Source organism: Nocardia sp. CDC153 (assembly GCF_035818515.1).
Taxonomy (GTDB): domain Bacteria; phylum Actinomycetota; class Actinomycetes; order Mycobacteriales; family Mycobacteriaceae; genus Nocardia.
This window is the reverse complement of record NZ_JAYKYU010000008.1, coordinates 34,272-55,906: the sequence shown is the minus strand read 5'-3', so window position 1 is coordinate 55,906 and position 21,635 is coordinate 34,272. Positions and strand designations below refer to the sequence as shown.

Below are 21,635 nucleotides of genomic sequence, written 5' to 3'. Positions count from 1 at the left end.
GGTCCGCGAAGGTGGTACAAAGCGGTCCTCCCGCGAAAGACGTGATGGCCCGATGCTTTTCACATGAGAAAAACCGCATTCATCACAGGCGCCAACAAAGGCATCGGCTACGAGACCGCTCGGCAGCTCGCCGCACGCGACATGACCGTCCTGCTCGGCGCGCGAGACCCCGAACTCGGACAGGCCGCGGCCGACAAGCTGCGGGCCGAGGGCGCGGACGCCCACTTCGTCCAGATCGATATCACCGACGAGGAATCCATCGCCGCGGCCGCCGCCCGCATCGAAGCCGACTTCGGCAAGCTGGACGTCCTGGTCAACAATGCCGGTATCAGCGGGGGCCTCGAGGGTGACGGGAAGCCGTCCTCGGGCACGCTCGCCACCCTGCGCCGGGTCTACGAGACCAATGTGTTCGGACTGGTCGCCGTCACCAACGCGCTGCTGCCGCTGCTGCGACGAGCCGAGGCGGCCCGAATCGTGAACGTGTCCAGTGAAGTCGGATCGCTGGCCGGACGCACCAACCCGAACAACCCCCTGTCCCAAGTGGTTTCGGCGATCCCCTACACCTCGTCCAAGACGGCGGTGAACATGGTGACGGTCCTCTACGCGATGGAACTGAAGGACACCCCGATCAAGGTGAACGCCGCCAACCCCGGCTACACCGCGACGGATCTCAACGGCAACAGCGGATTCCGCACCGCCGAGCAGAGCGCGGAACCCAGCGTGCACCTCGCCACGCTGCCCGACGACGGACCGTCCGGCACCTTCTACGGATACATCTGGGGTCAGGACGAGTACGGCCGAATCGAGTGGTGATCATGGGCCGATTCGGCCCATGCCCTACCAGCTCCCGATCGACGGTGGCTCCCCCCGATGCCACATATCGCCGCCGTCGCGCTCGCAACGAGGCTGCCACCATTCGTGCATCTGACGGCAGTGGCGCTCGAACCAGAAGTCGCCGTCATCATCACGGGGCCGTCGCCAACCCTGGCCTTGGTCGCCGCCGCCCTGATCCTGACCTTGCCCTTGATCCTGATCCGGCCCCTGGCCTTGCCCTTGGTCCTGGCCCCGATCACCACCGTGGTGGGTGGCCAGGATGGTCGCCGAACTCGTCGGGGCGGCCTGCGCGGTCGCCAGTCCGGTGGCCAGGGGAACGGTGATGAGGGCGGCCGCCATGGCCACGCGCCCGAGTCTTCCGATCATGTTCACTCTTCGTATCGCGTTGTACACCAAGACGATCCATGATCGTTTCCCCCGGCCCTTCGATGCGTGGACCGCGACGCCGATTAAACGCCGCCGAGATCACGGCGCAAGGGATATCGCGGCTCACCTTCGGCGCGTCTTCTGGTTTCGAACGCAATGAACCGTCCATCCGACTGGACAGCCGGTCAGGGCCGACCGGTCCCGACCCGCCTTTCCCGGAGCAGCAGAAGCGAATACGCGGCGATGGTCTGGGCGTCGACGATCACGCCGTCGGCGATCATGTCCTCCAACTCGTCCCGCGCGAACCAGGCCGAGGTCATGTCGCGCTCGGAATGCTCCCGCTCGTGCGGCCCCTCGGTAAGCTCGGTGGCCAGCACGACATGGCCGTACTGGGTGCTGGTCGCCGGAGCGGGCGACACCTTCCCCAGGAATTCGAGGTGCCCCGCCCGCAACCCGGTCTCCTCGCGAAGTTCCTGGCGCGCCACCGCGATCGCATCGAACTCGCCACCGGCCACCGCGCCGCCCGGGAACTCCCACGACCGCCGCCGCAGGGGATACCGGTACTGCTCGACCAGGTGAAACCGCTCCCCATCCCAGGGAATCACCACGGCGAACTCCGCCTTCTCGAGGTAGGCGTAGATGGATTCCTCCCCGTCCGCCTGCCGAACCACGCCCTCCCGCACCGTGATCCACCGATTCGAGTAGACCTCACGACTCTCCACCGTCTCCATTCCCCGATCCTCCCCCACCCCCGCACCAAGATCAGCCTTTGCTGCGCGGGAGTGGCGCTTGGTCGGCGACGCCGTTCCAGGTGGACTGCGCGCCGGACTCGCCGATGCGGTAGACCTGCACGGTCGCGGCGGTACCGACGGCAATGGTGAGGACCGCGAGCGCGCCCGCCAGGAGGCGGGAGGGGGTGTGGCCGCGGGATTCGCGGCGGTGCAGGACGGCGAGCAGGATCGCGACGACCAGCAGCGGGAGGGCGAAATAGATCATGGTGTCGCCGAGGTGAGTGTGATTGTGCAGAGCGGGGCTTCGAGGAATCCGCTTTTCGAGCCACTCCCCCGCGTCGGTGGTGACCGGCGTAGCGACGACGACGAGCGCGGCGAGGGCGAGTACCAGCCACACCAGCCGCCGCCGGGCCGCGGGCCAGACGGCCGCCAGTATCGCCAGCACCGCGGTGAGCGGCACCAACACCACGATGAGGTGAACCAGCAAAACGTGGGCGGGCAGCCCATTGATCGAGGACATCGACACTTTCCTTCGCACGACGACAACTCCCCGAAAGTCTCCACACGCCCGCTGTGAACACGCTGAGCCTCCACCCCGAACCCCCTGCGCACCCGTCGCAGCAGCGACGAGCATGCAAATCAGCAGGTGCCTTCTCGGTGTTCAGCTGCTCGATTGCATGCTCGTGGGGGTCAGCTCAGGCGGGCGGGGGCCAGGGCGGTGCGGGCGTCCATGAGGGCGAAGCCCAGGAGGTTTTCGCCGCGCCATTGGGAAGGGTCGGTGGCGGCGGGGGATTCGGCGGGCAGGCCGATGCCCCAGATGGTGTCGCGGGGGGCGGCTTCGACCAGGACCTTGTCCTTCGTGGCGAGGAGGAAGTCGCGCAGGGTGTCGTGTTGGCCGAATTTGGCGATGCTGCCGCGCAGGACGATGTCGAAGCGGTGGGCTTCCCAGGTGTCCTGGTCGAAGCCGGAGATCGCGCGGCCGAGGCGTTTGGCGTCGGCGGGGGTTGCGCTGGCGAGGATGCGGGTGCGCATGGCCTCGTCGCCGAACAGGCGCGCCTTCTCGGCCATCATGAAATGCTCTGCGCTGCCGTAGGTTTGGCCGTCCACGGTGAATTCGACGGGCCACCACTGGCTGAGCACCCATTTCCCGACCTCGTGGCCGGGGGTGCGAGTGTGCCCCCAGAAGAAGAGGAACTCCGGTCTGGCCCCGTCCGCCATCTCAGCTGTCAGCTGCGCCCTGTCCACGCCGCGACCCTAGCCGAACCGGGTGACACGGTCGCGTGGATAACCCGCCACGCCGCGCCGACGCGCCGCTACGGCACACCGAATCCCCTGGGCGCGGACGTGATCAGCTCGACAGCGCGCGCAGGCGGGTCATGATCTCGGCGGGGGGATGGTCGTGAACTCGGTAGCGGGGTGGGTCGTATTCGTCGGCCAGTTCCAGGGGGACGAGTCCGGTCACGACGTCCCAGGCCACGCGGAAGACGTCGCCGTCGGCGGTGACGAAGCAGATGTAGTCGGCCTTGGGGAGGAGTTGGGTGACGCCGTCGGGCCAGGAGGTCATGGTGGTCTCGCCGCCGTTCGGGTCGCGCAGGTGCAGCAGCTCCTGGATGCCGCCCTCGCGATCCTGGTCGGCGCGTAGCTTTTCGGTCTGGCCGCGATAGGCGCTGACCGCCAGCTGGATCTCGGCGTGGCGGATGGCGGCGGCCGCGGGATGGTCGGGCTCGACCCGCAGCGGGACGATCTCCCCCTCGTCGTCGACGGTGTACGGCACGGTGGACAGCGGCCGCAGCGCCGCCTGGTACCGCTCCTCGGCCAAGGACATGAGTTGCACCAGCACCTGGGGCGTCGCGCCGAGCACGACGAACATGCCCAGGTGCCCGGGTAGGAACACCAGTGGGCGCGTGTCACTTCGGGCCCGCACCCCGGCCAGCCAGCCCGCGACCAGCGGCAGCGAGCCGACATAGCTCTCGCCGTCGTCGTCGGCGAACTCCAGCACCCGCACGCCCTGCGGCGGATCGAAGGCCTCCATGGTGTTCATGGCCAGCTCGGTGAGATTGGCGTGGGCGATGGAATACACGGTGTCGGCGTCCACACCCCAGCGCGAAAGATCCTGCCCGGTAACGAATTGCACGGTACTGGGCAGATCGATGACCACCAGTTCCGACAGATACGGCAGGGCGGGTCGCGACAGCACCAGATCCCGCCCGTCGAGGCCCTCGACCTTCACCGACCCGTACCCGGCCTTGCGCAGCACCGGCCGCAGCTTGGGCGCGACCTGCTCCCAGCCCGGCGGCGCGTCCGGCGGCAACAGCAGCGCGCCGACCGCCTCGAACACCGCGGCGGTGATCTTGCCGTCGAATCGCCGATACAGCGTGTCCAGGTTCAGCTTCGCCGCGTACCCGTTCTTCAGCGTGTACGCGATCTCGTACGCCTGCGCGTCGAACCGCGCCGTCTCCACGGCGTCGTATCCGAGCACGTGTTCCAACACCCTCTTGCCGAACCGATTTCGCCCCGAACCGAACATATCGCTCAAGAAACTCATGACGCCCCGCCCGAGAAACCCATGGCGCGGACTTTACGCGCGACCGGCGACAAACGCTCCCCGCAAATCCGCAGGGAACCCGTGTGCCACAACCGAAAACGCGCTGTTCACACGGCGTCCGCACGGTGTGCATTGAGACGCCTGTCCAACTACGAGCACAATGCGCGTGACTATGGTTAGCTGTAGCGCCATGAGCACGCCCGTCTCCACCCACCCCGACGAATTTCTGCCCCGCGACACCGCGGATGTGGTTCGGACCGTTCGGGATTCGCGACGTTCGACGAAACCGCTGATCATCCGGGGTGGGGAACGACCGGACGAGGAGTTCGGGCTGCCGGATCAGGGCAGCGTGCTGAGCCTGCGCAAGATGAACCGCGTGCAGGTGGTGGACGCCGATGCCAGAACGGTGCGGGTGCAGGCGGGGGCGCGCCTCTACGACATCGACAAGACCCTGGGCGCGCACGGGCTCGGGCTCCCGATCGTCGGCGACCACCGGGACATCACGGCGGGCGGATTCGCGGCGGTGGGCGGGCTGTCGGCGGCGTCACATCGCTTCGGCATGTTCAGCGACAATGTGGCCGAACTCGAATACGTCGATCAGGACGGACGTTTCGGCACCTGCGGGCGCACCCATCACGCGGAGCGCTTCCACAAGATCCTGGGCGGGGGCGGACGCACCGGGGTCATCACCGCGCTGACGCTGGAGGTGACCGATGTGGACAAGGACCGCACCTGGCTCACCACCGACGCGCACCGCTTCCTGGACTTCGACACCTGGGTCGAGCACTCCTACAAGGAGATTCAGTCCCCCGGTGACGCCATGCTGCAGGTCGGCCGCTGGGTGGACACCGCACCCCTGAAGGTGGCCCGACCGGTCGGTACCGGCACCGTGCAGCTGGGCACCGTCCGATTCGGCCAGTGGTCGAGCCTGCACCCCACCACCCCGAACCTCTCCCTGCGCGCCCGCCGCGAGGTCGGCGCGCGCGCCCGAAAGTCGCTGGGCGCCATTGCCGCCTCGGCGGGCGGCCGCGCCGGTATGCCGGTCCGCAATGCGGCCGCGGGCGCGCTCATGTTCGCTCCGAAGGTGCTGACACTGCGCGATGCGGAGTATCTGGCCGATACGGTCATTTCCTCCTCGGAGCGCGGACCGGCCTACCGCGTCTCGGTTTTCGCGCCCCTGTCGAACTACGCGAAGGTCTTCCACGGCCTGCACGACCTGTTCGCCGGGCACCGGGAACGCACCGGCTGCTTCACCGTCATCTCGGCCATGACCTACGGTGTGCGGTCCCGCTACCTGCGCGAACTCGACGGCGAAGACCACGGCTTCATTACCTTCACCTGCCGCCTGCGCCCGGCCGCGCTGCCCTCGGAACTGTTGCGGGACATCGTTTCCGCAATCGACGAGATCTGTCTGGCCGAACGCGCCCGGCGTTATGACCCGACCGAATAGAATGTGTTCCGCCGCACCGCCAGCTATCGGTTAGCAGCCCAATCTTTTCGAGATGGCGCGACGGGGCGGCGGTATCGGTGCTGTCGGCGGGGCATCGGTGCATGGTTCATGCTCAATCCTCAGATGAAGGTTGCCTGTCCCATGATCGAATTCCGTGCTGCCCGCCGCCCCCGCACCACCGGCTCACCGACCGGTGAGATCCCCATCGAGGGCAAACGCATCGTCGTCACCGACGCCACCTCCGATATCGGGCGGGAAACCGCGCGATTACTGGGTTTTCACGGCGCCGAGGTAATCCTGGTCGCGCGCAACGGCTCCCAGCTGGTCGAGGAGTGCGCCACCATCATTCAGGCCGGGGGCCGCGCCCACTGGTTCCGCTGCGACATCTCCGCCCTCGGCGATGTGGATCAGCTGGTCGAATGGCTGCTCACCGAGTTCGACGCCGTCGACGTGCTGGTCAACAACACCGGCCGCCCCACCCGCCGCCCGGTGCTGCAGTCCCTGGACCGCTTCCGCGACTACCAGCGCACCATGGCCGCTTACTATTTCGGCCCGCTGCGCCTGACCCTGGGTCTGCTGCCCGCCATGCTCGCGGGCGGTTCCGGGCACGTGGTGAACGTGGGCCCGTGGAGTCCCGAGACCGCCGCGGCCCCCAATTTCTCCTCCTACGCCGCCGCCCAGGCCGCCTGGACCACCTTCGGCCAGTGTGCCGACGCGGAGCTGTCGCCGCGCGGCATTCACGTCACCACGGTCCAGTACCCGGCCTTCAAGGTCGATGCCCAATCCGCCGCCCACCGCCCCGAGGGCTCGTCCCTGGACCCGTCCGAGGCGGCCCGCTGGATCGAATCCGCCATCCGCACCCGACCGACCCAGCTCCAACCCCGTTTCCCCCGCGCCCTGCTCGGCCTGACCACCATGGGCCCGCGCACCACGCGCCTCAAACACGCCCTGGGCATCTAGCCCCTGAAACAGCGAAGCGCCACATCCGAATTCGGATGGGGCGCTTCGTTTTCAGCTCAGTGCTTCTCGGGTCCGAGGTGGTACTCGAACACCAGGCCGCCCGCGGCGACCAGGATGCAGATGACGCCGATGGCGATCAGCCAGAACTGGAAGAACGCCAGGCCCAGGGCGGCGATGGAGCCCGCGCCCGCGAGCAGGATGGGCCAGAACGAGCCGGGCGAGAAGAAGCCCAGGTCGCCCGCGCCGTCCACGATCTCGGCCTCTTCGTAGTCCTCGGGACGCAGGTCCAGGCGACGGGCCACGAAGCGGAAGTAGGTGGCCACGATGAGCGCCAGGCCCGCCGACAGCACGATGGCGGTGGTGCCGGCCCACTCGACGCCGGTGCGCGAGCGGCCGGTGAAGTAGCCGTAGACCACGGCCACGATCACGAAGAAGACCGTGATCAGTTCGAAGATGCGAGCTTCGACCTTCATGTCAGTTCATCCTCACTTGGCGTCGGCGAGTTCGTTACCGCGCGCCTTGCGGTCGGTGTTGAACGGATGGGTGGAGGTGGCGACCGGCGACTGACCGATGGAGGCCAGGGCCTCGGCATTGGTCTTGCCCTCCTGACGCGCCTTCAGGTACTTGTCGAAGTCCGCCGGGGACACCGCACGAATCTCGAAGTTCATCATCGAGTGGAAGGTGCCGCACATCTCGGCGCAACGGCCGACGAACGCGCCTTCCTTCTCGATCTTCGTGATCTGGAAGACGTTGTCGGAGTTGTTCTGCTTCGGGTTCGGCATGACGTCGCGCTTGAACAGGAACTCCGGCACCCAGAAGGAGTGGATGACGTCCGCGGCGGCCAGCTGGAACTCGATGTTCTTGCCGGTGGGCAGGACCAGGACCGGGATCTCGTTGGAGCTGCCGACGGTCTCGATCTTGTCGTAGTTCAGGTACGAGATGTCATTGGCGGGCAGACCGTTGTTCGGGCCCGGCTGCGGGTGCCCGTTCTTGGTCGCTTCCTTGTACTCGTCCTTGATCTGCTGGTTCATGTCCTGACGGGCGTGGTCGACACCGTCGTAGAGGGAACCGTCGGACATGACGACCTTCTGGTAACCGAACTTCCAGTTCCACTGGAACGCGGTCACATCGACGGTCACGTCCGGGTTGCCGACCTTCTCGTGCACGTAGTTCTGCACGACCACGGTGAAGTAGAACAGCACCGCGATGATCACGAACGGGATCGCGGTGTAGCTCAGCTCGAGCGGCACGTTGTAACCGGTCTGCCGCGGGAACTCCGGGGAGTTCGGCTTCTTGCGGTGGAACGCGATGGTCCAGAAGGTCAGGCCCCACACCAGCACACCCATGGCGAGCGCGGCCAGCACGGACCAGGTCCACAGCTCACGCATGCGGGTGGCCTGCGGCGTGATGCCCGAGGGCCAGCCGAACCGAAGCCACGGGTTGTCGATCGAGCAGCCGGAAACGAGCATCGCGGTCATCCCCAAGGACACCGCCAGCCCGGCCCGCCGAAGGATGCGGCCCCGCCGACCCTGGGCGGGTCGTGCCCCTATCGCCTCGCTCGCCTTGTGCGCCACGCTCAACGCCTTCCTGGTCGTCATTCCGACACCGCGTCGCCCGGGCTCCCTTCCGCCGGGCGACACAACTTCAGCACAGTTTGGGGGCTCGGGCAGGCTACACGCGAACGCACAACCGACCCTGAGAGTTTCCCAAGTACTACGCAGCGTAGACCAAGAAACCGCCCCCGTTGTGATCGGGTCCGGTTCGACACTCCGGAAACCCCATAAGCACTGGATACGGCCTCTGGCGGCGCGATCTGCCCGGGTACGGCATACTCGGGCAGTAGGTTTCGCGTTCGTGCGCGCCCGTGCGGGTGCGCCCCAATCCTTGATTCCGGAAAGAGGTTCTTGCCGCAGTGTGTGGACTGCTCGGATTTCTGACAGCTAGCACGGCTACAACCCCGGACGGGCGGACGGTCGAAACCACGGCATCGCAGGTTTACGAGGCGCTGCACTGCCAGCGGCACCGCGGCCCCGACGAGCGCGGCACCTGGAACGACGAGCACATGATCTTCGGCTTCAACCGCCTGTCGATCATCGATATCGAGCATTCGCATCAGCCGCTGCGCTGGGGTCCGCCGGAGAACCCCGAGCGCTACGCCATGACCTTCAATGGCGAGATCTACAACTACCTCGAACTGCGCGCCGAATTGAAGGAAGCGCACGCCGCCGAGTTCGGCGATGCGCCCATGTTCCGCACCGAGGGTGACGGCGAGGCCATCGTGGCGGCCTTCCACTACTGGGGTGCGAAGGCCGCGAGCCGGTTGCGCGGCATGTTCGCCTTCGCCATCTGGGATACCGAGCTGAACAAGCTGTTCCTGGCCCGCGACCCGTTCGGCATCAAGCCGCTGTTCATCGCCACCGGCAAGGGCGGCACGGCGTTCTCGAGCGAGAAGAAGAGCCTGCTGGGATTGCTTCCGGCGCTGGAGCTTTCCGACGAGCTGGATCCGCGCGCGCTCGAGCACTACACGGTGCTGCAGTACGTGCCCGAGGCCGAGACCCTGCACAAGGATGTCCGCCGCCTCGAATCCGGTTGCTACGCCTGGGTCGAGCCGGGCGAGACCCCGCGCGTGACCCGCTACTTCAACCCGCAGTTCCGGGTGCAGAAGTTCGCGGCGGGCTCGGAGGCCAAGCGGTACCGGGAGATTGCCGAGGCGCTCGAGGATTCGGTCGCCAAGCACATGCGCGCGGATGTGACCGTCGGCGCGTTCCTGTCCGGCGGCATCGACTCCACCGCCATTGCGGCCCTGGCCATTCGCCACAATCCGAACCTGCTGACCTTCACCTCGGCGTTCGAGCGCCAGGGCTACTCGGAGGCCGATGTGGCCGCCGAGACCGCGGAGGCAATCGGCGCGAAGCACTACATCCGCATGGTCTCCCCCGAGGAGTACGCGGCCGCCATCCCCGAAATCGTCTGGTACTTGGACGAACCCGTGGCCGACCCGGCGCTGGTGCCGCTGTACTTCGTGGCCAAGGAGGCCCGCAAGCACGTCAAGGTCGTGCTCTCGGGCGAGGGTTCCGACGAACTGTTCGGCGGCTACACCATCTACCGGGAACCGCTGTCGCTCAAGCCCTTCGAGTATCTGCCCAAGGGCCTGCGCAAGCTGGCGGGCAAGATCTCCGACCGCATTCCCGAGGGCACCCGCGGCAAGAGCCTGCTGCACCGCGGCTCGCTCACCATGGAGGAGCGCTACTACGGCAACGCCCGCAGCTTCAACGACGCCCAATTGCGTTCGGTGCTGCGCGAATTCCGCCCCGAGTGGACGCATCAGGACGTGACCGCGCCCATCTACGGCATGCAGGGCTACGGCTGGGATCCGGTGGCGCGCATGCAGCATCTGGACCTGTTCACCTGGCTGCGCGGCGACATTCTGGTCAAGGCCGACAAGATGACCATGGCCAACTCCCTGGAACTGCGCGTGCCGTTCCTGGACCCCGAGGTCTTCAAGGTCGCCGAGAAGATCCCGGTCGAACAGAAGATCACCAAGGAAACCACCAAATACGCCCTGCGCCAGGCGCTCACCGACATCGTGCCCCCGCACGTCCTCAACCGCGCCAAGCTCGGCTTCCCGGTCCCCCTGCGCCACTGGCTCCGCGGCCCCGAACTCTACGACTGGGCCCGCGCCCAGATCACCGAATCCGGCACCGACCACCTGCTCAACAAGCAGGCCATCCTGGCCATGCTCGACGCGCACCGCACCGGCCCGGTGGACCACTCCCGCCGCCTGTGGACGCTGATCGTCTTCATGATCTGGCACGGCATCTTCGTCGAGAACCGCATCAAGCCCGAGATCCAGGAGCCGACCTACCCGGTCAACCTCTGAACCGTCCGTCAGCGGGCGGTGACGAAGCCCTGTTGGACCATCCAGTCGCGGGCGACGTCGGCGGGTTCGCGGCCGTCGACGTCGACCTTGCGGTTGAGTTCGGTGATGACCGGGTTGGTCAGCAGGGCGGAGATGGGGGCCATGAGGGCGGCGATGTCCGGGTGGGCGTGGTCGAAGTCGGCTCGAAGGACCAGGGCCGCATTGTATTTCGGGAAAAAGGACAGGTCGTCCTTCAGCAGTACCAGGTCCAGGGCGGGGATGCGGCCGTCGGTGGCGGCGACGGAGCCGAAGCGGCATTGGCGGGCGTCGGCGGTGGCCTGGTAGACGAGGGCGTCCTGGACGATCTGCTTGTGGACCTTGCCGACGTCGATGCCGTATTTGGCGGCCATGCCCGGGAATCCGTCGGGGCGGACATTGAATTCGGTGCCGACGCAGGTCCCGGCCGCGCCCGGATCCTTGGCGATGAGGGCGGCGTAGTCGGACAGGGAGGCGACGCCGGTCTCCTGGGCGGTGCGTTTGCTGGTCACCATGGCGTAGGTGTTGTTCATGGGAGCCATATCGGTCCACACCATGTCGTGGGCGGCACGGTCGGCATCGCGGACGGCCTCGAACTGGCCGCGCTCGTCGGGGACGGGTTTCTCCTTGCCGAGGTAGTTGACCCAGCCGGTGCCGGTGTAGTCATAAGCCACGTCGATCTGGCCGTGCAACTGCGCGTCCCGAAGACTGTTGGAGCCTTGGATATTCGTCAGGTCGCGCACATTCGCCCCGGCCGCGGACAGGGCGAATTCGATGAGGTAGCCGAGGATGTTCTGCTCGGTGAAATCCTTGGAGCCGACGGTGACCGTCACGCCGTGGAGCGCGGCCACCGGGCGAATGCTGCCCGGGCCGACCCGCAGCGGCACGGCGCTGCCGGACTCGAGCCCGCAGCCGGTCAGCGCGAGCAGCAGTCCAATGGCCAGGCAGCACCACCGTTTTCCGGTTCTCACCGCAGCCCCCTGGGCCCGAGGAAACGCTCGGCGAGCGCGCCGAGCCAGTCGACGAGCAGCGCCAGCGCCACCGCGAGCACGGAGCCCACGACGAGCGTGACGTTGTCGCGCAGCTTGTATCCGGTATCGATGAGAATGCCGAGCCCACCGGCGCTCACCAGGAACGACAGGGTGGCGGTGCCGACCGCCAGCACCAGCGAGGTCCGCAGGCCCGCCAGAATGTACGGGACCGCCAGCGGAAACTCTATGCGCCGCAATACCGTTGACGACGACATGCCCTGCCCGCGTCCGGCGTCCACCACCGCCGGGTCCACCTGCTGGTAGCCGAGGATCGTATTGCGCAGCACCGGGAGCAGCGAATAGAAGGCGATGGGCGCGACCCCGATCCAGAAGCCGGTGGTGCGGGTCACGAGGTAGAACAGGACGATCAGGCCGATCGCGGGGGCGGATGCGCCGATATTGGCGATGCCGATGAAAACCGGTGCGAGACGGCGGAATCCGGGCCGGGTGACCAGGGTGCCGAGGGGGACCGCCACCGCGAGAACGATCACCACCACCGCGAGGGTGATCACTATGTGCTGGCGGGTGACGGTCGCGATATTGTGCGCGTTCATGCTTGCCCGCTGGGTCGTGGTGAGGGTGCGGGTGAAGGCCCAGATCAGCACACCGGCGGTCAGTGCTGCGACGAGCAAGGGTTGGACGAGCAGCCGTAGCCCCTCGGCGCGGCGGGCGGTCGCGGTGGCGGCGGGTCCGGTGACGGTGTTCGCGGTCATGGGCGCGTCCCCCCGGCCCCCTGGTCCCGGAGCTCGGACAGATGCGCGACCAAGGTGTCGATGGTGATCAGGCCCGCGTATTCGCCACGCGCGCCGGTGATTACGGCGGTGGCATTGCGCTCGGCGAGCAGGGCACCGAGGGCGTTCTGCAGTGTGGACCGCAGCGACAACACCTGCCCGACCGGGCGGCCGATATCGCGCAGGGAGCCCGCCGAGGTGAGCTGTTCGGCCGACACCCACCGCAACGGCCGCCGCTGGTCGTCCAGGACGAGCGCCCACGGCCATTCGCGACCGTCGAGCGCCTCGCGCAGCACCGCCACCGGCTCGTCCTCGGTGGCGACCGGGCAGTCGCCGAGCTCCACGTCCACGACCCGGGTCAGGGTCAATTGTTTGAGCGAGGCGTCTCCCCCGACGAATCCGGCGACCGTCTCATCGGCGGGATTGGCCAGGATCGCGGCCGGGGTGTCGTACTGGAGGATGCGGGATCGACTGCCCAGCACCGCGATTCGATCACCGAGCTTGACCGCCTCGGTGAAATCGTGGGTGACGAACACGATCGTCTTGCCCAATTCGGCCTGTAGACGCAGCAATTCGTCCTGGAGCAGCCCGCGGGTGATCGGATCGACCGCGCCGAACGGCTCGTCCATCAGCAGGACCGGCGGATCGGCGGCCAAAGCACGGGCCACCCCGACCCGCTGCTGCTGCCCGCCCGAGAGCTGGCGCGGATACCGGCGTCGATAGGTGGCCGGATCCAGGCCCACCAACTCGAGCATCTCGTCGACGCGCGCGGCGATGCGTTTGCGGTCCCAGCCGAGCAATCCCGGCACCGTGGCGATGTTCTTGGCCACCGACAGGTGCGGGAACAGCCCGGCCTGCTGGATGGAATAGCCGATGCCGCGCCGCAATTCGTCCGGATTCATGGCGGCGGCATCGCGGCCGCCGATGGAAATCGTGCCCGCGCTGGGTTCGATCAGGCGGTTGATCATGCGCAGCGTGGTGGTCTTGCCACAGCCCGACGGGCCGACCAGCACCACGATCTCCCCGGCCGGAATGGTCATGGAGACCGCTTCGACAGCCGGATCAGGCTGTCCCGCATAGTATTTGGATACCTCATCGAGCACGATCTCGACTCCGGACACCGTCGCGTCGGCGGTCATCGCAGCCCCTTCGAGGTGGTGAAACGTCCAATGAGCAGAAACACCCCGTCCAACAGCAGGGCGAGCACGATGACCAATACGGTCCCGGTCAGCGCCTGCGGCACGGCATTCGGGCTCCCGAGCCGCGACAGCCCGGACAGAATGACATTGCCCAGCCCCGGCCCCTTCGCATAGGCGGCGAGCGCCAGAATGCCCATGATCAACTGGGTGCTCACCCGCATCCCGGTCAGAATCGCGGGCCACGCCAGCGGCAGCTCGATCACCGCCAGCACCCGCCACCGGTTCATGCCGACCCCGCGCGCCGCATCCACCACCGCCGGGTCCACCGACGACAGCCCGATGATGGCATTGCGCAGGATCGGCAGCAGCGCGTAGACCACCAGCGCCGCCACGGTCGGCGCGACACCCAGACCCAGCACCGGGATCAGCAAACCCAGCAGCGCGAACGACGGCACCGTCAATATCGCGCTGGCCGCCGCCGTCGCCGCCGAGGACCCGAGCGGACTGCGATAGACCACCACCGCGATGCCCACCGCCACCACCGTGGCGATCAACAGCGACTGCACCACCGCCGACACATGAAGATAGGAATCGACGAGCAACTGGTGCCGCCGCGTCACCAAGAACTTCCACAGCGCGTCCACAGTCCCCACCTCCCGGATCCCGCTGTCTCGCAGAGTATCCCGGACCCGCCGCCCCCACCTCCGGAACGACCGGAATACGCGACCCGAGGCAGCCCCGGCAGTACGGTAACCAGTGGTTAGCAGATTACTTGCAGTGGCACTGCAAAAACGTCATGATGAGTGGCGGCCTGTCCGGTACGCACAGGCCCGAAATGGAAAGGGCGCTGGCAGCTATGGAATTCCCGTCGAACGATCGGACCGGACATTTCTCCCGGCGGCAGGCCCTCGGCCTGGGCGCGGCGGTCACCGCCGCCCTCGCGCTCACCGCCTGCGGCAAGTCCGGTAGCGGTTCGACCGCGACCAGCACCACCCCGGCCTCGACGGATCCCAAGGACATCGCCGCCGACGCCTACATCTTCGGCTATCCGCTGGTCCTCATGGATGCCACCCGCGAAACGGCGGGGCCCACCAATCAATTCGTGCACGCGACCCCACCGACCCCGGACGCCAAGCAGGTCGTGCGGCTCAACCTCGACACCCTCTACTCGCAGGCCTGGCTGGATCTGCGCGCCGAGCCCATGGTGTTGCAGGTGCCGCCGATCGAGGCCGGGCGCTACTGGCTCATGCAGTTGCTGGATGCGTGGACCAATACCGTGCACAATCCGAGCAGCACGGACCCGCAGGTGAAATCCGGTGCGCCACAGACCTATGTGATCACCGGGCCGAACTGGAACGGGAACCTGCCCGACCATGTCACACAGCTGGCCATGCCGACCGGCACCACCTGGCTGCTCGGGCGCATCGAATACAAGGGCGGCGATGATCTACCCGCGGTGCGCGCGCTCCAGGAACAGTTGAAGCTCTCCCCGTTGAGCGTCTACCTGCAGAACCCGGGCGCGGGCGGCGGACCGGGAGCCCAGGCGGTGGGCGGGAATCCACCGGCGCAGACGGTCGCCAGCATGGACGCGACCGCGTTCATGAATCGCCTGTGCGCGCTCATGTCGCTGAATCCGCCCGCTGCCGCGGACGCCGACGCCATGAAGCGCTTCGCCACGCTGGGCATCACTCCCGGCGCGTCCATGACCACCGCGCCCGCGGAGGTGCTGACCGCCGGTGCGACCGCGGCCCGCAAGCAGGTCATGGCGTATCGAAACCCCAAGGCGATCAATGAGAACGGCTGGTCGTTCAATCCGAATGTGGGGACCTACGGCACCGAATACACCTTGCGCGCGCAGGTCGCCGCGGTCGGGCTCGGGGCGAATCTGCCCAAGGACGCCATCTATCCGACCATCAACGCGAATGCCGACGGGGGCAGCCGCTTCCGCCTCACCTTCCCCAAGGGTCAGCTGCCGCCCGTCGACGCCTTCTGGTCGCTCACGGCCTATGACGCCCAGAGCTACCTGGTCCAGAACCCGGCGGGCATCTACTCCGTCGGGCATCTGATTCCGCTCACCCCGGCCGCGGACGGCTCGGTCGAGATCGTCGTGCAGAACGCCGATCCCGGCCCGAGCGTCCCCGCCGGGCACTGGCTACCCATTCCCGAGTCGGGACAGTTCTCCCTGACCCTGCGCCTCTACGCTCCGAAATCCGAAGCGCTGGAGGGCAAGTGGAAGGTGCCGCAGCTCGAGAAGCTGAGCTGAGGGCCGGGCGGCCCGCAGTTCACCGCCGAAGTACCCTGCGGGCCAACCAGTTTCCGAGGAACTGAATCCCCTGCACCCCGGCGATGATGATCAGCGTCGCCACCAGGGTGACCTGCCAGTCGAACCGCTGATACCCGTAGACCAACGCGAAGTCACCGAGCCCGCCGCCGCCGACCGTGCCCGCCATGGCGGACATGTCGACGATCGCGATCACGACGAACGTGTACCCGAGTACCAAGGGCCCCAAGGCTTCCGGAATCAACAGCGTCAGAATGATCCGCAATGGCCCGGCCCCCATCGACCGCGCTGCCTCGATCACCCCGGGATCCACGGTCACCAGATTCTGCTCGACGATCCGCGCGATCCCGAACGAGGCGGCCACGATCATGACGAACGCCGCCGCGTCGGTGCCGATCGTCGTGCCGATCACCTTCAAAGTGACCGGACCCAATGCCGCCAGCAAAATAATGAATGGAATCGGCCGAACCACATTCACCAGCACGTTCAGCACCACATTCACCGGCGCATTGGCCAGCAACCCACCCTTGCGAGTGGTGTACAGCAACGTCCCCAGCGCCAACCCGATGGTCCCGCCCACCACGAAGGTCAACAGCACCAAATAGACGGTGGTCCCGACCGCCTCGCTCAGCACCGGCCGCAGCCGATCCCAATCCGTATGCACGGCAGCCAGATTGCTCACGGTGCCCATCACGCACTCCTCCGATCGGCCTCGACCGCCGACACGACCGGACCCGCCACCAACCGTTCGGCCACCCTCCGGACCGCGTCCTCCGGGCCGGTCAGGGCCAGGGTCAGGCTGCCGAAGGTCTTGTCCTGCAACGCACTGACCCCGCCGAAGACGATCTCGAAGCCGACGCCCGCGGCCGCGGCGGCGGTCAGTTCCGCGCCGAGGGTGTTGTCGTCGGTGATCGGGACCGTCACCAGGGTGCCGGGGTGGCGCTCGCCCAGGCGGCGCAGCTCCTCGTCGGTCGGACGGTTGTGCAGGACCGTTTCGACGAACGAGCGGGTGGGCGGGGCCGCCGGGGCGGAGAAGACGTCGAAGGTGCTGGCCAGCTCGACAATTCGGCCCTCGGCCAGGACCGCCACGCGGTCGGCCACCGCGCGGATGACATCCATTTCGTGGGTGATGACCACGATGGTGACGCCCAGTTCGCGATTGATCTTCTTCAGCAGGCGCAGCACCTCGCCCGTGGTCTCCGGATCGAGTGCCGAGGTGGCCTCGTCCGCCAGCAGCAGCGACGGGGAGGTGGCCAGCGCGCGGGCAATGCCCACGCGCTGCTTCTGCCCACCGGAGAGCTGGTCCGGGTAGCTGCGCGCCTTGTCCGAAAGCCCCACGAACTCCAGGAGTTCGGCCACGCGCGCCTTGCGCCGCGCACGTGGCCAACCCGCCACCTTCAGCGGGTACTCGATATTGCCCGCGGCCGTGCGCGAGCGAAACAGGTTGAACTGCTGGAAGACCATGCCGATATCGCGGCGCAACTGCCGGACCCGGGACTCCGGGACCCCGGTAATGGGGTCGCCGGAGATCAGGATGGTGCCCTCGGTGGGCTTCTCCAGGGCATTGATCAGCCGCACCAGCGTGGACTTGCCCGCGCCAGAATACCCGATCACACCGAAGATCTCACCCCGCTCGATACGCAGGTCGATGCCGTCCAGCGCGGTGTGGCGCTGTTTGCCGCTGCGGAAAACCTTGGTGACCGAACGGAATTCGACAGCGGCGGCCTCGGTCTGGCTCATTTGCCGTCGCGGATGGTCTGCTGCACCCGCGCCAGGATCTGCTCCAGCTCCGGCCCGTTCTTCTTCACCTCGACCGCGGTGCCCTTGGAATCGGCCGCCTCGGCCTTCTGCACCTCGGGGCTGTGGAAGATGTCGACCAGCTTCAGGTAGGTCGCATTGTTCTTGTCCGCGGCGCGGGTGACCAGCGCGTTGATGTAGGGCGCGGCACCGGGGTTGTTCGGATCGTCCTTGTACAGCGCGCTGTTCGGATCGATATCGGCCTTGGACAGGTAGGTGTTGTTGACGATCGCGCCGTCCACCGAGGCCAGCGACAGCGCGGTCTGCGCGGCGTCGACCGGGGTCACCTTCACCTTGGACGCGCCCTTGTCGATGTCGGCGGGCGTCGGCTGGCCCTTGTCGCCGGACAGCTTCAACAGTCCCGCGGCCTGCAGCACGAACAGCGCGCGCGCCTGATTGGTCGGATCGTTGGGGATCGCGATCTCCGCGCCCGGCCCGAACTCGGTGAGCGACTTGTGCTTCTTGGAGTAAAGCCCCAGCGGCACAATGTAAGTCGCGCCGATCGGCGTCAGATCCTGGTTGTTGGCCACGTTGTACTGGCCCAGGAACTGCAGGTGCTGGAACAGATTCACGTCGATCTGCTTCTGCGCCAACGCGATATTGGGCTGCGAGTAGTCCGAGTAGTGGACGATGTCGAGGGTGATGCCCTGCTTCTTGGCCTCGTCCTTGAAGACGTCCCAGTGCGGGTCGGACTCGGTGGTGCCGATGCGGACGGTATTGCCGCCGGAATCACCGCTCGAGCCGCAAGCCGTGAGGGTGAGGCTCGCGACGGCTGCTACCAGGACCGGGATCGCCAGTACCCGATGGAATTTCACTCGTGCTCCCGCATGAATCGTCGACCCGGGTCGGGGTCGAGATGACAATGAACCCGGCCATGCAACCGTGCGGGCAATCCCCGGGCAATGATTGCGATCCGCGCGAGCGGAACGCTTCCGGGTGGCACGAACCCTCCCCTACGGTGCGTGAAATGCGAAAATTGCGCCGTTTCCTGGTGATTCCGGTCCTGCTCTCGCTAGCGCTGACGGCCGCCTGTGGCAAGGAACACCACGGCGACGTGGTGCGTATCGGTGTGAACGACCTCGCACTGCCGCACTGGGACGTGTTCAAGAAGAAGGCCGCCGCCGCGGGCATCACGGTCGAGTTCACCAACTTCACCGATTACAACCAGCCGAACCCGGCGCTGTCGCAGGGGCAGGTGGATCTCAACAAGTTCCAGCACATCCGCTACCTGGCCAATTACAACGCCCGCAACAACGACACGCTGGTGCCGATCGGGGCGACGGAGATCTATCCGCTGGGGTTGTACTCGAAGAAGCACAAGTCGGTCGGCGAGATCCCGCAGGGCGGTGAGATCACGTTGAGCAACAATCCCGCGAATCAGGTGCGGCCGCTGTTGAATCTGGCGGCGGCCGGGCTCATCGTGTTGAAGAACGGCGGGTCGTGGGATTCCAAGCTCGAGGATGTGGACAAGGCCGCGTCGAAGGTCAAGCTCACCCCCATCGACCCGACGCTCACGGCCTCGTCACTGGACAGTGTGGACGCCGCCTACGTCGACGACACCTGGGCGCGGCAGGCGGGGCTGACCAATGATCAGATCATCTACACCGACGACCCGAATCGGCCGGATCTGAAGCAGTACATCAATATCTTCGCCGCCCGCGCCGCCGACAAGGACAACCCGAAGTACCTGCAGCTCACCCAGATCTACCACGATCCGGAGGTCGAGGCGGCGATCAAGGCCGAGGCCGGCTTCCAGGGCATCTTCAAGACCAATTCCGCGGCCGATCTGCAGGCGACGGCCACGGATCTGGAGGCCAAGTTCCGCAAGTAGACCGACCGGCTATTCGGCGGCGCCGCCCCGGTGTCCGCGAGCCATTCGGACGCGGGCACCGGCGAGGATGGTGATGATCAGGACGGTCATGAACTGCAATGCGGTCCAGGGGACGGGCTGCGGGGGTGGCGCGGGCGCGACATAGGCGACCGGTGGCGGCGGTGGCGGAACGGGCCTCGGCGCGGGCGGCACCACCACCGGTTGCGGCGCGGGCGCGGGGGCGGCGACCGGAACCACGGCGGGCGCGGGCACCGGGGCCGCAGGTGGCGGAATCTCCAGGGGGATACCGGGTTCCGGCGGCGTCGGGACCGGCAGCAACAGCAGGCAGGTGAGCAGGGCACTGCCGGTCATGGCGCTGCCCACCGCGACGCTGCCCGCTCCTGCGGACCCCGACCCGATCAGGCCGCTGCCGGTCACGGCGCTGCCGACGCCGGCGGATCCTAGGCCGCTGCCGGTCACCGCGCTGCCCACCCCGGCGGAGCCCGGTCCGATCAGACCGGGCACGAGTCCGGGGCCGATCAGGCCGGAGCCGGTACCGCTGCCGGTCAGCAGGCCCAGACCCAAGACCGCGCTGCCGACCACGGCGCTGCCCGCGCAGGCGGTGGCGACACTGCCGGAGTCCAGTCCGGCCAGACCGCCGAGGGTGTTCGGCGCGTCGGCGGGGCGCAGTGGGGTCGCCGTCTGGACCGGCCGCACCGCCCCGCCGCCGTTGTACGAATTCGCGTGTGGCAGCGCCAAACTCGTCGCGTCGGCCGCGATTCCGCTTCCGGTCTGGGCGCTACCGGTAAGGCTGCTGCCGGTGCTGAGCGACCCGCCCGCCGCGTTTCCGGGCGACAGATCGACATTGCCGGGCGACAGATCGATATTGCCGGGCGACGGATTCGCCGGATTTCCCGGCCCGAGCCCCAGCGAGCTGCCCGTGGTCGCCCCACCGCTGCCCGGCCCCGAAGCACTGCCGGTGACACTGCTACCGCCGCCCAACCCGAGCGAGCTCCCGGACGGCGCGTCGATCGGTGCGGGCGTCTCCGAACCCGCACTCCCGCTGAGAATCTCGCCGATCGGCGGCAGCGCGGGTTGCCCCGGATCGGCCTCGGCGACATCCGCTTGCACGGCAAGTACCGCGGCGGCCAGCGGGAGCACCGTGGCCACCGCGAATCCCCGTGCCGCCCTGTTGGTTCGAGTCACATTGCCTCCGAAAACCGTGTGCGAACGATGCTGCGGTGGCGCGTCAGCGCGGATTGGCGCTGGCCGCCGGGGCCGTGGAGGTGATGTGTTCGAAGCGGGACAGGGCCAGTTCGTAGGCGTCGCGGGAGACGTGGTCGCCACCCGAGAACGGTTGATCCAGTTGGTAGATGGCCACGACGACCGCGCCGATCACCAATCCGAACAGGCCGGTCATGATGATGCTGCGCTTGGTGACCACCACACCGGAGAGCACGGTGCCGAACAGCAGCATGACGGTCGCGAACCACAGTGCCACGTACAGGAATCCGGGCAGCCGATACCCGGCGTCCAGGCCCCGGTCGTAGCGCGCTTCCGCGATGGCGTCGACACCGGTCATCGCCTTGTCCTGGGTCGCTTTGGCATCCGCGTCCCCGGCCGGTGCCGCGGCGACGGCCTCCCGCAGATCGTCGAGGGTGGCCTGGGCGGCCGGGCTGAGCCGCCGCTGCTGGTCCATCACCCGCCACTCGTCGCCGACCACCTGCTTCGTGTAATCCTTGACCAGCGCCTGGATCTGGGTGCGATCCGGGTCGGGCATTCCGGCGGCGGTCTCGTACACGCTCACCAGCGCCTTGGCCTCGGTCACGGTGTGCTCGTGCGAGGTGTCGTACTGCTGCCACAGCACCACCACCACGAAGGCCACGATGGCGGCGAAGAACATGTTCACCAGGTCGAGCATCATGTGCCCCGCACCCTGATCATCGCTGTGCCGCCACGATTTCGGCCGCAGCCGATCCCCCACCACGAAGACCGTCACCGCCACCACCGCGAACAGCACGAGCAAACCCAGCTGCACCAGAACTCCGAGCATTCCGCGACTCCA

At 67.3% G+C, this 21,635-nt stretch carries 22 protein-coding genes; 6 read left to right on the top strand and 16 right to left on the bottom strand.

Annotated features, from left to right (window positions below; translation table 11 throughout):
* Positions 1-63: 63 nt before the first annotated feature.
* Positions 64-813, top strand: coding sequence for an SDR family oxidoreductase (locus tag VMT65_RS35395; RefSeq protein ID WP_326313049.1), 750 nt, complete (start codon positions 64-66; stop codon positions 811-813).
* 24 nt (positions 814-837) lie between these two features.
* Here the strand turns inward: VMT65_RS35395 and VMT65_RS35390 are convergent, their stop codons facing one another.
* The 5 genes from VMT65_RS35390 to VMT65_RS35370 form a co-directional block, all read right to left on the bottom strand.
* Positions 838-1,200: a hypothetical protein gene (locus tag VMT65_RS35390; RefSeq protein ID WP_326313048.1), complete on the bottom strand. Its 363-nt coding sequence runs from the start codon at positions 1,198-1,200 to the stop codon at positions 838-840.
* 185 nt (positions 1,201-1,385) lie between these two features.
* A complete protein-coding gene (locus VMT65_RS35385) occupies positions 1,386-1,931 on the bottom strand; it encodes an NUDIX hydrolase (protein ID WP_326313047.1) in 546 nt (181 codons plus the stop codon).
* A gap of 31 nt (positions 1,932-1,962) precedes the next feature.
* Entirely contained in the window at positions 1,963-2,451 is a 489-nt protein-coding gene (locus VMT65_RS35380; protein ID WP_326313046.1) for a DUF2231 domain-containing protein, read from the bottom strand.
* 170 nt (positions 2,452-2,621) lie between these two features.
* Complete coding sequence (locus VMT65_RS35375) at positions 2,622-3,176, bottom strand: NADAR family protein (RefSeq protein ID WP_326313045.1); 555 nt, start codon at positions 3,174-3,176, stop codon at positions 2,622-2,624.
* 103 nt (positions 3,177-3,279) lie between these two features.
* Positions 3,280-4,410, bottom strand: a complete 1,131-nt coding sequence (locus tag VMT65_RS35370; RefSeq protein WP_326313044.1) for a hypothetical protein — start codon at positions 4,408-4,410, stop codon at positions 3,280-3,282.
* Between the two features lie 256 nt (positions 4,411-4,666).
* Here VMT65_RS35370 and VMT65_RS35365 point away from each other — a divergent pair, with 256 nt between their 5' ends.
* Both VMT65_RS35365 and VMT65_RS35360 read left to right on the top strand, forming a co-directional pair.
* Positions 4,667-5,926 carry an FAD-binding oxidoreductase gene (locus VMT65_RS35365; RefSeq protein ID WP_326313043.1) on the top strand — a complete coding sequence of 420 codons (1,260 nt, stop codon included), beginning with the start codon at positions 4,667-4,669 and terminating at the stop codon, positions 5,924-5,926.
* A 141-nt stretch (positions 5,927-6,067) separates the two neighbouring features.
* Positions 6,068-6,886 carry an SDR family NAD(P)-dependent oxidoreductase gene (locus VMT65_RS35360; protein ID WP_326313042.1) on the top strand — a complete coding sequence of 273 codons (819 nt, stop codon included), beginning with the start codon at positions 6,068-6,070 and terminating at the stop codon, positions 6,884-6,886.
* A gap of 56 nt (positions 6,887-6,942) precedes the next feature.
* On the opposite strand, the gene VMT65_RS35355 is transcribed toward VMT65_RS35360, so the two are convergent.
* A complete protein-coding gene (locus VMT65_RS35355) occupies positions 6,943-7,359 on the bottom strand; it encodes a cytochrome c oxidase subunit 4 (RefSeq protein WP_326313041.1) in 417 nt (138 codons plus the stop codon).
* Positions 7,360-7,371: 12 nt separating this feature from the next.
* Positions 7,372-8,364 (bottom strand): aa3-type cytochrome oxidase subunit II, encoded by a 993-nt coding sequence (ctaC, locus tag VMT65_RS35350; protein WP_326313200.1) that lies wholly within the window; start codon positions 8,362-8,364, stop codon positions 7,372-7,374.
* Between the two features lie 434 nt (positions 8,365-8,798).
* On the opposite strand from ctaC, the gene asnB reads away from it, so the two are divergent.
* Positions 8,799-10,766, top strand: a complete 1,968-nt coding sequence (gene asnB, locus VMT65_RS35345; protein WP_326313040.1) for an asparagine synthase (glutamine-hydrolyzing) — start codon at positions 8,799-8,801, stop codon at positions 10,764-10,766.
* An 8-nt stretch (positions 10,767-10,774) separates the two neighbouring features.
* Here asnB and VMT65_RS35340 read toward each other — a convergent pair whose 3' ends face one another.
* From VMT65_RS35340 to VMT65_RS35325, 4 genes are read right to left on the bottom strand one after another with little or no spacing between them, the layout of a single operon-like run.
* Positions 10,775-11,752, bottom strand: coding sequence for a glycine betaine ABC transporter substrate-binding protein (locus VMT65_RS35340; protein ID WP_326313039.1), 978 nt, complete (start codon positions 11,750-11,752; stop codon positions 10,775-10,777).
* Positions 11,749-12,525, bottom strand: a complete 777-nt coding sequence (locus tag VMT65_RS35335) for an ABC transporter permease (RefSeq protein WP_326313038.1) — start codon at positions 12,523-12,525, stop codon at positions 11,749-11,751. Before VMT65_RS35335 ends, VMT65_RS35340 begins: the two co-directional genes overlap by 4 nt.
* Positions 12,522-13,682, bottom strand: coding sequence for an ABC transporter ATP-binding protein (locus VMT65_RS35330; protein ID WP_326313037.1), 1,161 nt, complete (start codon positions 13,680-13,682; stop codon positions 12,522-12,524). Before VMT65_RS35330 ends, VMT65_RS35335 begins: the two co-directional genes overlap by 4 nt.
* Complete coding sequence (locus tag VMT65_RS35325; protein WP_326313199.1) at positions 13,679-14,326, bottom strand: ABC transporter permease; 648 nt, start codon at positions 14,324-14,326, stop codon at positions 13,679-13,681. Before VMT65_RS35325 ends, VMT65_RS35330 begins: the two co-directional genes overlap by 4 nt.
* Positions 14,327-14,538: 212 nt before the next feature.
* Between VMT65_RS35325 and VMT65_RS35320 the strand changes: the two genes are divergently transcribed.
* Positions 14,539-15,945, top strand: a complete 1,407-nt coding sequence (locus tag VMT65_RS35320; RefSeq protein ID WP_326313036.1) for a DUF1254 domain-containing protein — start codon at positions 14,539-14,541, stop codon at positions 15,943-15,945.
* 19 nt (positions 15,946-15,964) lie between these two features.
* Here the strand turns inward: VMT65_RS35320 and VMT65_RS35315 are convergent, their stop codons facing one another.
* From VMT65_RS35315 to VMT65_RS35305, 3 genes are read right to left on the bottom strand one after another with little or no spacing between them, the layout of a single operon-like run.
* Entirely contained in the window at positions 15,965-16,627 is a 663-nt protein-coding gene (locus VMT65_RS35315; protein ID WP_326313198.1) for a methionine ABC transporter permease, read from the bottom strand.
* A 26-nt stretch (positions 16,628-16,653) separates the two neighbouring features.
* A complete protein-coding gene (locus VMT65_RS35310; RefSeq protein ID WP_326313035.1) occupies positions 16,654-17,703 on the bottom strand; it encodes a methionine ABC transporter ATP-binding protein in 1,050 nt (349 codons plus the stop codon).
* Positions 17,700-18,575, bottom strand: a complete 876-nt coding sequence (locus tag VMT65_RS35305) for a MetQ/NlpA family ABC transporter substrate-binding protein (protein ID WP_326313034.1) — start codon at positions 18,573-18,575, stop codon at positions 17,700-17,702. The genes VMT65_RS35310 and VMT65_RS35305 overlap by 4 nt, the downstream gene beginning before the upstream one ends.
* Positions 18,576-18,727: 152 nt before the next feature.
* Here VMT65_RS35305 and VMT65_RS35300 point away from each other — a divergent pair, with 152 nt between their 5' ends.
* On the top strand, positions 18,728-19,591 hold the full coding sequence (locus VMT65_RS35300) for a MetQ/NlpA family ABC transporter substrate-binding protein (protein ID WP_326313033.1): 864 nt from the start codon (positions 18,728-18,730) through the stop codon (positions 19,589-19,591).
* 9 nt (positions 19,592-19,600) lie between these two features.
* On the opposite strand, the gene VMT65_RS35295 is transcribed toward VMT65_RS35300, so the two are convergent.
* Positions 19,601-20,740, bottom strand: a complete 1,140-nt coding sequence (locus VMT65_RS35295; RefSeq protein ID WP_326313032.1) for a hypothetical protein — start codon at positions 20,738-20,740, stop codon at positions 19,601-19,603.
* A 79-nt stretch (positions 20,741-20,819) separates the two neighbouring features.
* Complete coding sequence (locus tag VMT65_RS35290; protein ID WP_326313031.1) at positions 20,820-21,623, bottom strand: bestrophin-like domain; 804 nt, start codon at positions 21,621-21,623, stop codon at positions 20,820-20,822.
* Positions 21,624-21,635 lie beyond the last annotated feature (12 nt).

Coding starts and splice junctions, on each gene's coding strand:
- VMT65_RS35395 (WP_326313049.1), top strand. CDS start 64: ATGAGAAAAACCGCATTCATCACAGGCGCCAACAAAGGCATCGGCTAC.
- VMT65_RS35385 (WP_326313047.1), bottom strand. CDS start 1,931: ATGGAGACGGTGGAGAGTCGTGAGGTCTACTCGAATCGGTGGATCACG.
- VMT65_RS35360 (WP_326313042.1), top strand. CDS start 6,068: ATGATCGAATTCCGTGCTGCCCGCCGCCCCCGCACCACCGGCTCACCG.
- VMT65_RS35335 (WP_326313038.1), bottom strand. CDS start 12,525: ATGACCGCGAACACCGTCACCGGACCCGCCGCCACCGCGACCGCCCGC.
- VMT65_RS35390 (WP_326313048.1), bottom strand. CDS start 1,200: ATGATCGGAAGACTCGGGCGCGTGGCCATGGCGGCCGCCCTCATCACC.
- VMT65_RS35320 (WP_326313036.1), top strand. CDS start 14,539: ATGGAATTCCCGTCGAACGATCGGACCGGACATTTCTCCCGGCGGCAG.
- VMT65_RS35355 (WP_326313041.1), bottom strand. CDS start 7,359: ATGAAGGTCGAAGCTCGCATCTTCGAACTGATCACGGTCTTCTTCGTG.
- VMT65_RS35310 (WP_326313035.1), bottom strand. CDS start 17,703: ATGAGCCAGACCGAGGCCGCCGCTGTCGAATTCCGTTCGGTCACCAAG.
- VMT65_RS35365 (WP_326313043.1), top strand. CDS start 4,667: ATGAGCACGCCCGTCTCCACCCACCCCGACGAATTTCTGCCCCGCGAC.
- VMT65_RS35380 (WP_326313046.1), bottom strand. CDS start 2,451: ATGTCCTCGATCAATGGGCTGCCCGCCCACGTTTTGCTGGTTCACCTC.
- ctaC (WP_326313200.1), bottom strand. CDS start 8,364: ATGACCGCGATGCTCGTTTCCGGCTGCTCGATCGACAACCCGTGGCTT.
- VMT65_RS35330 (WP_326313037.1), bottom strand. CDS start 13,682: ATGACCGCCGACGCGACGGTGTCCGGAGTCGAGATCGTGCTCGATGAG.
- VMT65_RS35300 (WP_326313033.1), top strand. CDS start 18,728: ATGCGAAAATTGCGCCGTTTCCTGGTGATTCCGGTCCTGCTCTCGCTA.
- VMT65_RS35290 (WP_326313031.1), bottom strand. CDS start 21,623: ATGCTCGGAGTTCTGGTGCAGCTGGGTTTGCTCGTGCTGTTCGCGGTG.